This window comes from Tateyamaria sp. (genome assembly GCF_039945315.1).
Classification (GTDB): Bacteria; Pseudomonadota; Alphaproteobacteria; order Rhodobacterales; family Rhodobacteraceae; genus Tateyamaria.
Genome location: NZ_JBDUXB010000045.1, coordinates 150,683 through 163,659, shown reverse-complemented (window position 1 = coordinate 163,659; position 12,977 = coordinate 150,683). Strand labels below are relative to the sequence as shown.

Annotated in this window: 12 protein-coding genes and 1 riboswitch; of the genes, 1 reads left to right on the top strand and 11 read right to left on the bottom strand. The window is 58.0% G+C overall.

Annotated elements, in window-relative coordinates; all coding sequences use genetic code 11:
• Window positions 1-37: 37 nt before the first annotated feature.
• From gcvP to ABJD00_RS14555, 4 genes are all read right to left on the bottom strand, one after another.
• Window positions 38-2,875, bottom strand: coding sequence for an aminomethyl-transferring glycine dehydrogenase (gcvP, locus tag ABJD00_RS14570; protein WP_413836266.1), 2,838 nt, complete (start codon window positions 2,873-2,875; stop codon window positions 38-40).
• Between the two features lie 13 nt (window positions 2,876-2,888).
• Complete coding sequence (gene gcvH / locus ABJD00_RS14565; protein ID WP_413836268.1) at window positions 2,889-3,248, bottom strand: glycine cleavage system protein GcvH; 360 nt, start codon at window positions 3,246-3,248, stop codon at window positions 2,889-2,891.
• Window positions 3,249-3,264: 16 nt separating this feature from the next.
• The gene (gene gcvT / locus ABJD00_RS14560; protein ID WP_413849880.1) at window positions 3,265-4,389 is read right to left on the bottom strand and encodes a glycine cleavage system aminomethyltransferase GcvT; all 1,125 of its coding nucleotides are present in this window, start codon (window positions 4,387-4,389) and stop codon (window positions 3,265-3,267) included.
• A 161-nt stretch (window positions 4,390-4,550) separates the two neighbouring features.
• Window positions 4,551-4,635: riboswitch (glycine riboswitch) on the bottom strand.
• Between the two features lie 160 nt (window positions 4,636-4,795).
• On the bottom strand, window positions 4,796-5,833 hold the full coding sequence (locus ABJD00_RS14555) for a hypothetical protein (RefSeq protein WP_413836273.1): 1,038 nt from the start codon (window positions 5,831-5,833) through the stop codon (window positions 4,796-4,798).
• Between the two features lie 76 nt (window positions 5,834-5,909).
• Between ABJD00_RS14555 and ABJD00_RS14550 the strand changes: the two genes are divergently transcribed.
• The gene (locus ABJD00_RS14550) at window positions 5,910-6,989 is read left to right on the top strand and encodes a trypsin-like serine peptidase (protein WP_413836276.1); all 1,080 of its coding nucleotides are present in this window, start codon (window positions 5,910-5,912) and stop codon (window positions 6,987-6,989) included.
• On the opposite strand, the gene ABJD00_RS14545 is transcribed toward ABJD00_RS14550, so the two are convergent.
• Genes ABJD00_RS14545 through ABJD00_RS14515 form a run of 7 tightly spaced genes read right to left on the bottom strand, consistent with a single transcriptional unit; the run spans window position 6,986 to window position 12,872 of the window.
• Window positions 6,986-7,405 (bottom strand): hypothetical protein, encoded by a 420-nt coding sequence (locus tag ABJD00_RS14545; protein ID WP_413836279.1) that lies wholly within the window; start codon window positions 7,403-7,405, stop codon window positions 6,986-6,988. The two genes, ABJD00_RS14550 and ABJD00_RS14545, sit on opposite strands and share 4 nt — an antisense overlap.
• Before the next feature lie 12 nt (window positions 7,406-7,417).
• A complete protein-coding gene (locus ABJD00_RS14540) occupies window positions 7,418-8,917 on the bottom strand; it encodes a hypothetical protein (RefSeq protein WP_413836282.1) in 1,500 nt (499 codons plus the stop codon).
• Window position 8,918: 1 nt separating this feature from the next.
• Entirely contained in the window at window positions 8,919-9,245 is a 327-nt protein-coding gene (locus ABJD00_RS14535) for a hypothetical protein (protein WP_413836285.1), read from the bottom strand.
• Window positions 9,246-9,254: 9 nt separating this feature from the next.
• The gene (locus ABJD00_RS14530; RefSeq protein ID WP_413836287.1) at window positions 9,255-10,247 is read right to left on the bottom strand and encodes an NADH:flavin oxidoreductase; all 993 of its coding nucleotides are present in this window, start codon (window positions 10,245-10,247) and stop codon (window positions 9,255-9,257) included.
• Window positions 10,244-11,089, bottom strand: a complete 846-nt coding sequence (locus ABJD00_RS14525) for a hypothetical protein (protein WP_413836289.1) — start codon at window positions 11,087-11,089, stop codon at window positions 10,244-10,246. Before ABJD00_RS14525 ends, ABJD00_RS14530 begins: the two co-directional genes overlap by 4 nt.
• Window positions 11,086-12,702 (bottom strand): peroxidase family protein, encoded by a 1,617-nt coding sequence (locus tag ABJD00_RS14520; protein WP_413836291.1) that lies wholly within the window; start codon window positions 12,700-12,702, stop codon window positions 11,086-11,088. Before ABJD00_RS14520 ends, ABJD00_RS14525 begins: the two co-directional genes overlap by 4 nt.
• Entirely contained in the window at window positions 12,699-12,872 is a 174-nt protein-coding gene (locus tag ABJD00_RS14515; RefSeq protein ID WP_413836293.1) for a hypothetical protein, read from the bottom strand. Before ABJD00_RS14515 ends, ABJD00_RS14520 begins: the two co-directional genes overlap by 4 nt.
• Window positions 12,873-12,977 lie beyond the last annotated feature (105 nt).

Here is a 12,977-nt window from a genome sequence, read left to right as displayed (position 1 = left end):
TTCGGCGCTACATAGCCACCCGAGGTCGGCTCCGACCTTACGATTTGGCGTAATCCTCCATCGGCGGGCATGTGCATGACAGGTTTCTGTCCCCCCAGACGTTGTCGACCCGATTGACCGGCGGCCAATACTTGTCAACGCGGAACGACCCGGCCGGAAAACACGCACTTTCGCGGCTGTAGGGGCGGTCCCAGTCGCGCACCAAATCTTCCATCGTATGTGGTGCGTTTTTGAGGGGGTTGTTTTCGGCGTCCAACGTGCCGTCCTCAATGGCCTGAATTTCAGCGCGGATGCCCAGCATGGCGTCGCAGAACCGATCGAGTTCGGCCTTGGTTTCGGACTCTGTTGGTTCGATCATCAGCGTGCCAGCCACAGGCCAGGACATTGTGGGCGCGTGAAAACCACAATCGGCAAGACGTTTGGCGATGTCGTCAACGGTGACGTGCGCACTGTCCGCAAAGGGCCGGGTGTCGATGATGCACTCATGCGCAATTCGGCCCGTTGGTCCTTTGTAAAGCACGTCAAACGCTCCTTCGAGGCGTTTGGCGATGTAGTTGGCATTCATGATAGCAACGCGCGTCGCCTGTGTCAGACCCTCACCGCCCATCATCAGGCAGTAGGCCCACGAGATCGGCAAGAGCGATGGCGAACCAAAAGCGGCAGCACTGACCGCACCCGAGCCTCCGTTGGGGTCTCCGGGCAAGTGGGGTGTCAAATGCGCTTTCACCCCGATCGGCCCCATGCCAGGGCCACCGCCGCCATGCGGAATGCAGAAGGTTTTGTGCAGGTTCAGGTGACTGACATCGCCGCCCAGATCGCCCGGGCGGCTCAGGCCCACCATCGCGTTCATGTTGGCCCCATCAATATAGACCTGCCCACCTGCCTCATGGGTGATCTTGCAGACGTCAATCACCGTCTCTTCGAACACTCCATGCGTCGACGGGTAAGTGATCATGCACCCGGCGAGGTTGTCGCGGTGCTCCTCCACTTTGGACTTGAAATCATCCACGTCGATGTCGCCGTTCGCAGCCGACTTCACCGGCACAACCTTCCAGCCGACCATCTGGGCAGAGGCCGGGTTAGTGCCATGCGCACTCATCGGGATCAGGCAAATATTGCGGTGCCCCTGACCGTTGGCACGGTGCCAGCTTGCAATGCTCAGAAGCCCCGCATACTCGCCCTGTGCACCCGAATTGGGCTGCATAGAAACGGCGTCATAGCCCGTGATGTCACACAGCTTGGCCGACAGATCATCGATAATCTCGATATAGCCCGCCGCCTGATCCTTGGGGCAATAGGGGTGCAAAAGCGAAAATTCGCGCCAGCTGACGGGCATCATCTCGGCCGCCGAGTTCAGCTTCATCGTGCAGGACCCTAGGGGGATCATCGCGCGGTCCAGCGCCAGATCACGATCCGCAAGGCGGCGCATATAGCGCATCATTTCCGTTTCCGCCCGGTTCATATGGAAAATCGGGTGGGTCATGAAATCAGACGTGCGGATCAGCTTGTCCGGCATGTTGTAATGCGGTGTGTAATCCTTGTCCTGCCGTTCAATGCCAAAGGCGCGCCAGACCTTTTCAATGGTGGCAGGCCGCGCCCGCTCATCCAGCGTGATCCCAACGGCTGTATTGCCTACAACGCGAAGGTTGATCCCCTCATCCAAGGCCGACTTGATTACCGCCGATTGCAGTGGCCCAACATCAACAGTGATCGTGTCAAAGAATGCGGCAGGCCGCACATCAAACCCGGCCTGCTTCAGCCCTTCGGCCAGTCGTGCCGTTTTGCGGTGGATACGTTGAGCGATGGCCCTGAGCCCATCAGGGCCGTGAAACACGCCGTAGAAACCGGCCATGACGGCCAGCAGCGCCTGTGCGGTACACACATTCGACGTCGCTTTTTCGCGGCGAATGTGCTGTTCGCGGGTTTGCAAAGACAGCCGGTAAGCGCGATTACCATGGGTGTCGACGGACACGCCCACGATGCGGCCCGGCATGTTGCGGGCGTAATTCGCCTTGGTCGCCATATAGGCGGCGTGTGGACCACCATAACCAACCGGCACGCCAAACCGTTGCGTTGTACCAACGGCAATGTCGGCGCCCATGGCGCCCGGCTCTTTGAGCAGGGTCAGTGACAGAGGATCGGCCGAGATGATGCCAATCGCCTTGTTCTCATGCAGTTTGGCGATTTCACCGGCGAAATCCCTGATGTGACCGTAGGTGCCGGGATATTGAAAGATCGCGCCAAACACGGCGCTGGCGTCCAGATTGTCAGGGTTCCCAACGGTGATCTCGATTCCAAGGGGTGCGGCGCGCGTCTGCATCACCGCGATGTTCTGGGGGTGACAGTTTTCGTCGACAAAAAAGCCAGTCACCTTCGATTTGCTCACCCGTTGCGCCATGGTCATCGCCTCGGCGCAGGCTGTCGCCTCGTCCAAAAGCGACGCGTTGGCAATCTCAAGCCCGGTCAGGTCCGACACCATGGTTTGAAAGTTCAGCAACGCCTCAAGCCGACCCTGACTGATCTCGGGCTGATACGGGGTGTAGGCCGTGTACCAGGCCGGATTCTCAAGGATGTTTCGCTGGATCGCTGGGGGTGTGACCGTCCCGTGATAGCCTTGGCCGATCAGCGACGTGAGTACCTTATTCTTGGACGCCGTCACCCGCATGTGGTGCAAAAGCTCGCGCTCGGACTTGGCCTTGCCAAAATCCAGCGGCTCTTTTTGCCGGATGTTGGCTGGGATGGTGTCATCGATCAGCGCATCAAGATCTTTCGCCCCCACCACGTCCAGCATATCGTCCATTTCTGCGGGCGATGGTCCGATATGTCGGCGGTTTGCAAAATCGTAAGGAAGGTAGTCGGTGGGTTTGAAAGTCATCGCGCGCGTTCCTTTAGCCGATCAGAGCGTTGTAGGCATCTTCGTCCATCAACCCGTCGAATTGGGAGGTGTCGGATGGCTTGATCTTGAAGAACCAGCCATTGCCCAGCGGATCGCTGTTGGCGAGGCTTGGGTCATCCGCAAGGTTGGTATTCACGGCGACGATTTCACCATCTACCGGGGCCATGATGTCCGAGGCCGCCTTGACGCTTTCGATGACGACGATCTCATCGTCCTTGCTCACGACCGTGCCAACCTCGGGCAATTCGACAAAGACGAGGTCGCCCAATTGGGTGGTCGCATGTTCGGTGATGCCAACAACATACGCATCCCCGTCGGCGCGCAGCCATTCGTGTTCTTCGGTGTACTTCATGGATTTCCCTCTTTGGTTATCTTTTGAAATTGGCGGGTGTGAACGGTGTCTTTGCGACGGTCAGGGGGTGGCGCTTGCCGCGCAACTCTCCGTAAAGCGTGGTGCCGCGCGCGGCGTGATCAGAGCTGACATAGCCCATCGCAACAGGGCCACCGACCGTAGGACCAAACCCGCCCGAGGTGATTTCCCCGATGGCGTCTGCCGCGTCTTCACTGGCAAACAGTGCAACGCCTTCGCGCATGGGTGCGCGGCCCGTGGGCAGCAGGCCAACGCGATTGCGGGCCACAGGGTTGCCAAATTGTCCAAGGATAACGTCCGCTCCGGGAAAGCCCCCTTCGCGCTCACCGCCCGCGCGGCGCACCTTCTGGATCGCCCAGACAAGAGCAGCCTCGACCGGCGAGGTGGTTTGATCGATGTCATGACCATAAAGGCATAGCCCTGCCTCAAGCCGCAGAGAATCCCGCGCCCCAAGGCCGATGGGTTCAACATCCGGATGATCAAGAAGCGCCTGCGCGACCGCCGCGGCCTCTTCAGAAGGTATAGAAATCTCGTACCCGTCTTCGCCGGTGTATCCAGACCGGGATACCCACGCTTCAACCCCGTCCAAATCCAGCGTTGCGACATCCATAAACCGCATCTCTGCGGCCCGCGGATCAAGCGTGCCAAGCACGCCTTCGGCGGCAGGCCCTTGCAGCGCAAGCAAGGCGCGGTCTGTAATCTCTGTCACTGTCAAATCCGGTTCAAGTTCAGCTTTCATATGTGCGATGTCGGCATCTTTACAGGCCGCATTCACCACAACAAAAACGTGGTCTCCACGGTTGGCCAGCATCAGGTCGTCTTCGATCCCGCCATCCGCATTTGTAAAAAATCCATAGCGCTGACGATTTTCACCAAGGCCCAGCACATCGACGGGGATCAGCCTCTCAAGGCCCGTTGCCGCAGCGTCAAAAGTTGAACCACGCACAATGACCTGGCCCATATGGCTGACATCAAATAGTCCGGCATTCGCTCGCGTATGGAGATGTTCCTTCATCACGCCAAGAGGATACTGCACCGGCATATCGTAGCCCGCAAAAGGCACCATCTTGGCGCCAAGCGATAGGTGCAGCGGGTGAAGCGGAGTTTGTTTGAGAGATGTCATGCCGTCACCGCCTGTCTGCAAGCCGACGAGATTACATCACATCACGCGGCACCCATTGGAACGCAGACAAACATCTGCGCATCGGTGCCTCCTCTGTCCTCTTTGCCTGAGATCATTATCCCTTCGGCGGGTGCATACGCACCACTCTCCAGAGTATTCGTTGTTTGGCGCTGGTCCTGTGGCCTGAGAGTTTCCGAGGCAGTTGCTCCTTCGGCACCAGATAACTGGTTCTCCCAACGTCAAACGTCTTTTGTTTCGTATAGGAAACACATCGCGGATGGCAAGTCATATCTGGAACCGCGCTGTGACAGCACTCGGATAACGGCGTGCCCCGTCTCTACGGCACGCACCTGACAATATCAGAAACAGCCGCCCACTCATCCACGACGGGCCAAGACCAACCCGCTTATCCGCCCGTCAATGCTCCATTCAGGGCCACTCGGAAGCGTTGGGTCACCTTGGTAAAACCTTCGTCGGTGCCGTGAATTTCATCGGCCCAATCGGTCACCTCTGACATTGCGCCCCGGCAATCAACAACAACAACGTCGTTGTGGTTCTGCGCCAAGTCATCGAGCATGTCATAGAGTTGGTCGATCAACCTGATGACGATGTTGCGCCGCAGATCGCGTTGCGCCTGAGTTGCGGTCGGGAAATTGCGCTGGTCCAACGGCTGCCCCAACCACTCGTTGTTGGCCGCATGAATCGGATTGCGCGGGTCATTTTCAAAGTGCGGATACGGAAAGGTATAGTCATATCCGTGCACGATAATCGGAAGGGTTTCGAGCCCCGGTTCTGCACGCACATCCGTAATAACCCGAGTGTAAGCGTCCCGCAGGCTGGTCAGCCGTTCCTGCAACACAACCGCATTGATGTGTTCGTCAATGTCCGTCCGGGCCGGATCAAAGTCGTTGATGATATCAAACAGCGCGGATTTGCCCGTTTGCGGGTCTTCGCCAATGATATCGTTGCCAGCGGCTGAGAATAAAAAAGCCCGCACGTGATCTTTTTGCTTTCGCAGATTGATCATGTATTCGCGCCCGCCAGATTGCTCGGGACCATCGACAATGTTTTCCGCCGTGTCTCCCGCCGCTGCCAGCGACAGGATCGCGAACGTGTCGGACAGGTGGTCTAGGATTTCGTCGATCAGAATTGGAAACTGGAACCAACTGTCTTCTTCTGCGACAAGCACGGGCTTTTTTCGGTTAAAGATGCGATCAAGGTTGAAGGCCAGACGCCGGGCGGTGCGTTCAATGCCATTGCCCGCCTGCATCGCGTTTTCAAGTTCGATGTCGTCCGGGATGTCCACGACCAGATCGGGATTGGGCACAACGGTAAAATCAAATCCGCTCTCCCCGGGGATCACATTGGAATAGGCGCGGAACTCTTTGCGTCGATTTCGGTCTGCTGAAAGAGAGACGTAGGTGTCGTATGAAATTTTATCCATGGGAAAATACCTTGCATAACAAAGCCTGGTTTCTAGGCTTACGGGTATTCTACACCAATTTTGATTGCGAGATGACATGTCCATTACACCACAGGATTTGGGGTCAGGCACACTGGATCAAAGCATTCAACGCCTGCGCGCACGTAAAGATACGTGCCAGAAATCAATACAAAATATTGCCCGCGGAAATGGGCGCGCATTAGAAAGCGATCAACGCAAGCTCAAGGCCGAGTTACGGCAAAATGCGCTGGCCGAGGTCGAAGTAGACGAATCAGAGCGATTTCTGATGCTCACGCCTAGGTTGGGACAAGAAGCCAAAATCGATGAGCGAGACAACATCCTTTCGGGCGAGTTTCTGGAGATTGGCATCCTGACGGCGCGTGCTGTTTGTCACATTTCCCGGGGCCTCGAAACAGGGACCGGGTTTCTGGTCGGAAATGGGATCGTTGTCACCAACTACCACGTCATCAAGGACAAAGCCGAGGCAAAGACCGCAATGTTCGAGTTTCTGTTTGACGACAACAGGATCGGCACACCGCGCAGTACGGAAGTGTATGTCGCCGACACAGACCACTTCTTTTGGGCGGATGAAGCGCTCGATATCTGTTTTCTTGGCCTGCAAGTTGTGACCGACATCAATATCTTTGGGTGGATCCCGCTCTTGCGGGAAGAGGGCAAGGCACTGATCGGCGATGCGACCAACATCATCCAGCACCCAGACGGAGAAAAGAAACGCATCGTGGTGCATGAAAGCGTGTTCACCTTGGTCGACAACGGTACCGATGCCGATGCGTTCTGCTGGTACTCGGGCGATACCAACCCCGGCAGTTCCGGCTCACCCGTTCTAAACAACCGTTGGGAAGTCTTGGCAGTGCATCACAAAGCAGTCCCCGACACGGACGTGAATGGCCACGTGTTGGACGTCAACGGCAAGAAGATCTCAAAAGAAAGGTTTGCCGAAAACAACGCTCAGGTGCACTGGCTGGCCAATGAAGGCATCCGCGTGTCCCGCATCGTCGGCGCGCTAGAAGCCAAGGTTTTCGACAATCCGCAATATTCTACGGTGCGTGATGACCTGCTGGCCCTATGGGCAGACCCGATGTGCACACAACGGGCGCGCCGTGCGTCCTATGATGGCATGGGCAAGCAGCTTTAGGGGCGCGTTTGCAGCTCTGCGATCAGCGCGCGGTAAAACAGAACCGACAGGATCACCGCAAACAGGGCATCAAAGGCTGCAAACCGCCAGAACGCAGCCCCAAGGCACAAATAGATAACGACCATTAGGAACCGCCCAAGCATCGCTATCGTCACCTGAAAACGCTGGGTGATCGGGTCGAGATAGGCAAACAATTGCAACGCCGTGGCGACAATCACCATACCGCCCCAGATCGGCAAGAATGGCAGTGCTTCCAAAGGATCAAGCCCGACAAGCCGCGCCCCGAAGCGCGGCGCAAGGATACAAGCCAACGCGATCAGGCTTTGCAGGATCAGATTGATTGCAAACACACGACGAAACCGGGTCAGTGCGCTGCGCGCCTGTGCCTCAGTCCATCCAATTTCCAGCGAAGACATAAAAATACTCCTTTAGAACGTCAGCAAGTAGGCGATCAAATCAGACTTGTCCGGTGCATCCAGATCAGTGCCCCACACGTGCCCCAAGTTTGAATTTCCGCGTGTCGCGGTATCGAAACAGGCGGCCTCGGTCGTGCAGGAAGGCGAAATAAAACCACCCAGCGGATCAATCACGTCACCACCCCGCACAAACGTTTTGGGTCGCTCGGGCGGCGGGGTCAGCAGGTCAGCCAAGGTCGGAACCGATCCGTTGTGCAAATAAGGACCTCGCAGCCACAGACCATCCAGCGGCGCATTGGCGTACCCGTCCGTTTTCTGGAACTGGCGGAACGCATGGGGCGTGTCCTTGAACAATTCAGACACTTGCTGGTCGAGAAAGGCCTGCGTGTAGCTGTGCAATCGGTTCGGGTCGGTGCCGACCTCGTCCATCGGGGTTATGTCGCCCAAAAGGTCGCCTTCGAACACGTATCCATCCGGGCTTTGCCAGCCGTGGCAGATTGCGCAATCGCGCATGTAGATGTCGAACCCACGGGCCACTGCGTCTGCGTCCGGCTGGTGCGGGCTGGTAGGTGGTTCCAGGTCCAGCAGCCATTCCGCAACCCGTTCGATTGACCCGTGGTCCACCGTTTCGGGCGTGACCCCGGCCCCGAGGGCAGCGGACAGGTTTCGTTCCGCCAGCGACGGGTTGTTGCCATCCCAGTGCAGCTGCATATCCGCACGCGGTCCTTGCAGAAAGACGGACGGGAAATCGGATGCGCCCACGACCTCTTGTTCGCTCAAGGTGTCGGTCGGCCAATCAAACTCAAGCACCTTGTAGGGGTTGAACGTATCAACCCGGCCATTCGCCCAGTCCGGTTGTTGATCAAGCAGGGGCTGCAACCTGCTGGCCCGCGCAATCATGCCCTCGCGCAGGCGAGGAAAGACCGCCAGGTTCCACAAGATGCGTTCAACCAGACCCAACCCAACACCCGCGTCTGACATCGCGCTACGCACCGAGTCTGGCGCCATCCGTGGATCAGACGCAGCCCGCAAAACAACGGTCGTGAACCCATGCAAATCCAGCTGATGTGCCGGCATACCCGTAACGATCCGAGGCGCATCTTCTTCGCTTTCACGATAGGTACCCGCATGGCAAACGGCGCAATTGAACCAAACCAGATCGACACCGCTAACCCTGCGTTTCGAGATGCCAATCGGCAAGTCCCCTGTGCCGTCGTACAGAAACCCAAAACTGCTGTAGTCGCCCGCTGGGAAGTCTTCGGGGAAGAGCACAGGCAGAGCCTGCCACACTTTGTATGGAATGCCAGACACCACCTCAGCCCCGATCGAGCCGTAACGGAAGTGCTGGTCATCGTCGCTGTAATACGGAGTGCCCGACTGCAACACGCGGATGATCAGACCAAGCGCGATGAACACAACGACCAGCACAGCGGCGAGGATCAGCCACAAAACGGGGCGCCAACGGCGGCGGCGTTGTGCAAGGGCGGCTTCGACAGCAGACACGGCGGTCATGTCATGAGGCCTCCGGTATTTGCAGTTCAGCCTTGGTGTCATAGACCTCCATCAGCTGATCGATCATAGCATCGCGCGATGGGAAGCGTTCAAGTTCGTGACAGCCCATTGGAAGCTTGGGCGCACCCACAAGGCATTTGTTGCAATGGGTGCACGGCGCAGGCGGCAGATCATGGCCCGCAGCCCAAATCTGCGGCAAATCCGGGTTGGCAACCAGCGCGCGGGCCATCGACACCCCGTCGATGTGCCCCAAAGCGTCGCGCACTGACGATGCGGTTTGCCACCCGCCTGTAGACAATACTGGGATAGTCACAGCATCCTTGATCAACCGCGCCTCTTAAAATCCGACACCTTCGACGGGTCGGCCCTTTTTCATGCGAAACCACAGCCATCGAAAAATTGGGCGCAGCATCGGATAGCGAAACAACAGGAAGTTCCGAAACCCACTGACCCCTGACGAAATCATTGCATCATAAGTCACGGCCAAAACATCCAGCGGCAAATCACCCGGCGGGTTCAACGGGTGTGGAAACAGTGATCCGGTTGAGATGTGCAGCGCATCCGCCCCCAACGCCTCGCACCATTGCGCCACCTCAATCGTATCTGCGACGGTGTTTCCTTTGCCCTCCCACGGCAGGACATTGTTGTGATCGGTCGCCGACAATTTGACCTGCAGGTGAAAATCACGGCCGACCTTGTCCCGGATCGCCTCGATCACCTCCAGCAAAAAGCGGGCGCGGTTGCGCAGCGACCCGCCATAGCAATCAGTGCGGTCATTGATGGCGGAACTCAGAAACTGGGTGAACAGGTATCCATTCGCCGCGTGCAATTCTATGCCATCAAGCCCGGCTTCGCGCGCACGCCATGCCCCTTGGGCAAAGTCACGCACTATCTGCCGCACTTCGCCTGTCGACATCGCCTGACACAGAAAACCATGCAGCGATTCCATATTCGACGTCGGCGCGGGGCTGGGGCGGTGCATGTTGTGCACCCCCGGAATATCCATCTGGCGACCCGAATGGCTAAGCTGAAGGATGTATTTGGCACCATGCGCCCGCACGGCCTCTCCCAGCTTTTGCCACAACGGGATAAACTCATCGCGGTGGATCGTTGCGTAGCCTGCGATGATCCGCCCATCCATACGCACCGGCACATAGGACGAGATGACGGCCCCTGCCCCTCCGGCGGCAAAACGGCATTCCCAGTTGATCCGGGTCTGAGTGAGCGAGCCGTCTTCGTTGTCAAACCGGCCCGAGATGTTCGAGCGGAAAATGCGGTTCTTGACCGTGAGGTTGCGGAATTCCAGTGGTTCAAAGATCGGATCGCTCATGGCGCGCCCCCCGCCTCGATCCAGATCCGGCGCAAAAGGTCAGGCACCAGCGCATGAGCAGGGCATCCACTCCAGGCATCCCGCAGGAACGCGTCGCGCGGATCAAGCGTGCGCCGGGTGACATCGCTGATTTGCAAGATCACCAAGGTGCCGCTGTCCACGCCACCGGCACGCGTCTCTGCCGGGCACTTGCCCTGACGGACGACTTGAGTGGGCGCGGTCATGGCCCGAGCCAGCGCAACTTTGGCCTTAGTCTCTAGCGGCAAGGACCGCAGGATGTTCAGGGACGCGGCAAAATTCTGCGAGGCAATCCCCAACGTATGCACTGTGTTCAGATCACCATCGCACGCTTTGAAAAGGATAGAACGGGCACTACGCGATCCCCCCACAATCCAGTCCAGCGCTTGCCGCAAAAGCCCGCCATTCAAAACACGGCCAATGTCCTCAGCCGCTTTGACGGTTTGAGTGCTGGGCTGAAAGGCATCCAGAACCACACAGCCAAGGACCGCTTGCGTGACGTGCATCGCATCGCCCGATCCGCCGCGCACAAAAGCGGCAGCCTCACTGACGGCGGCGGCACACCTGTCGCCCAGATCGGGGGCCGCAATCCGTTGGGCCAAAGCCGCGCGCATATCCAGCCTCAGTCGGTCATCCGGTGCGCGCCCACTGGGCAGCTCGCGCCCCTCTGCGCGAAAAAGATCGGCAGCCATCTGCGCGATGAACCGGTTCACCAGAGGCCCGCGACCTGGCGCAACCCGCCCAAGCCTTGTCTCCGCCGCGACAGATCGAACAACGCCCGGATCACGCACGCGCTGTACGTCGATCAGGCCGGGGATCTTCATGACGCGCGCGTCCAGGGAAAGAACATATTGCGCGCATTGCCAAAGGCCGGGGCAAGGTCCGGGCAATGCCGTTTCACAACCGTCTCCATGGTGTTTTCGTGCACCCACCGGAAACCGGTCTCAGTGTAAATCTCGGGCCGGAAATCATCGGTAAAGAAACGATCTGATTTCAAACGACGGGACGCCATCAGGATAAAGATGCGAAATGCGGTATCAGAAAAGCCAAAGCGCGGCGGCTGTCCGCGTTCGGACTGGCTTTCAGCTAGTGTGCCAATCAACAGATCAACCTTGTCCACCGTGCCATAGACCTCCTGCAGGTCGGCCTGCCATGCCTCGTTGGACGTAATTTCGGCAAAGGTGGTGGGCACCTTCATGCCAAGCTGTCTGCGGAATTCGCAAAAACGGGGGACGCCGCGTTCGCGGTCGCGCAAGATATCGACGGCCGCCAGATCAATGCGGCGCCCATTTTCACGCGTCATATCGCGCAATGCATCGGGATAGTTGTGCAGGACCAATGCGCCGGGGTTCTCAGTGCACAAGCTGTAGCAGACATCGTCAAAGCTCAGTTTCTCGTACAGTCCTCGGGACGCGCCAAAGCTGACCTGCTTGAGGTCAGCGTCCAGAACATGGGCGTCGTTCGCACTGCGCCGGAAATTGTAAGCATCTGGCATCAGCGAATGCAGACGATAGACAGCAGCAAACTCTTCGGTCATCGCATAGGGTGCACCATGATGATCCACAGGTGATCCCGGTATGCCATTGATCACCTCACTGTCAGACGCGCGCCCGAACGCATTTGTGACCCGCTCCCCCATCAGGCCCCAGTAATTGCCACGCATCGCCATGCGACCCACGGGGCTGTCCATCAGCGCCGGTGTCCACTCGACGGTGTGGATCTTGGCAAGCAGCGCCGAAACCACCAGCCGCGCTTTGCCAAACAGCCATTCGCCGGATGCATTGGGGTAATCCACCTTCAACCGCGCAACGACCGCATTATGTTCGCGTGCGAACAAAGTGTGCAGAACGGACAGACCGATCCACCAATTCCCGTTCACGCCAGTCAGCTCCAGGTTTTTGGTGGCTGATTGGCTGTCCACGGGCAGCAGACCCTTGTCATCTAACGCCAATGTACCATCCGGTAAAACGGACGTGCCCGATCCTGTGCGAACCCGATCTAGGCGCGCCTGACTGGACCCATAGATCTGGCTGGCATCCCACCAATGCGTCTCGACATTGACAAAGGCTTGCGGGCGTCCGTCTTCGGCATCGGGTCGGGTGGTGGCCAGCACCTCCATCTTGTCGCCCCAGTCGTCGCCTTCGGGCAATGGGATTTCCATCGGGCGGGTCTTGTCGTTCCTGCCGTGGGACAACCAGTCATGGACCATGAACTGAATCCAAGCGGCGGCCAGCACATTCAGATGCGGCACCGGCACAAATTCGCGGCGCTTCATCAGCTTGTTGGAGACCAGTCGCGGCGACGGTGTCATCAGTTCTTCGCCGGTTTCGCCAAAGGTCGCGTCCATCGCAACATTGCGCCCAAAGCGCACCCCAGCCATGCCCATCCACGGCTTGCCCATGTCGTTGTAACTGCCATCGGCGGTGCGAAAGTTCACCGGATCGTCTGCGCCGGGGGGCTGGGTGGTGACACCTCTGTGTCGATCAGATTGTCACGCCGCATGTTCTCGCGGTGCCCCAAAATAATGGCCAGAGCGGGCACAAAGTTCCAACGATACCAGACGCGGCGGTCTTCAGTTTTACGGGCAAGCAGCCCCAAAATGGACATCAGCAGCCTCAAATAATAAATCTAGCAATGGTTGAACGATAGCAAATTTCCCTGCTCGTATAAAGTGTGGTTCCAAAAATTGGGGACTCTCAGACTGAACGCTAT

Excerpts from the sequence above, each read along its gene's own strand:
- gcvP (WP_413836266.1), bottom strand. The coding sequence starts at position 2,875 with ATGACTTTCAAACCCACCGACTACCTTCCTTACGATTTTGCAAACCGC.
- gcvH (WP_413836268.1), bottom strand. The coding sequence starts at position 3,248 with ATGAAGTACACCGAAGAACACGAATGGCTGCGCGCCGACGGGGATGCG.
- gcvT (WP_413849880.1), bottom strand. The coding sequence starts at position 4,389 with ATGACATCTCTCAAACAAACTCCGCTTCACCCGCTGCACCTATCGCTT.
- ABJD00_RS14555 (WP_413836273.1), bottom strand. The coding sequence starts at position 5,833 with ATGGATAAAATTTCATACGACACCTACGTCTCTCTTTCAGCAGACCGA.
- ABJD00_RS14550 (WP_413836276.1), top strand. The coding sequence starts at position 5,910 with ATGTCCATTACACCACAGGATTTGGGGTCAGGCACACTGGATCAAAGC.
- ABJD00_RS14545 (WP_413836279.1), bottom strand. The coding sequence starts at position 7,405 with ATGTCTTCGCTGGAAATTGGATGGACTGAGGCACAGGCGCGCAGCGCA.
- ABJD00_RS14540 (WP_413836282.1), bottom strand. The coding sequence starts at position 8,917 with ATGACCGCCGTGTCTGCTGTCGAAGCCGCCCTTGCACAACGCCGCCGC.
- ABJD00_RS14530 (WP_413836287.1), bottom strand. The coding sequence starts at position 10,247 with ATGAGCGATCCGATCTTTGAACCACTGGAATTCCGCAACCTCACGGTC.
- ABJD00_RS14525 (WP_413836289.1), bottom strand. The coding sequence starts at position 11,089 with ATGAAGATCCCCGGCCTGATCGACGTACAGCGCGTGCGTGATCCGGGC.
- ABJD00_RS14515 (WP_413836293.1), bottom strand. The coding sequence starts at position 12,872 with ATGTCCATTTTGGGGCTGCTTGCCCGTAAAACTGAAGACCGCCGCGTC.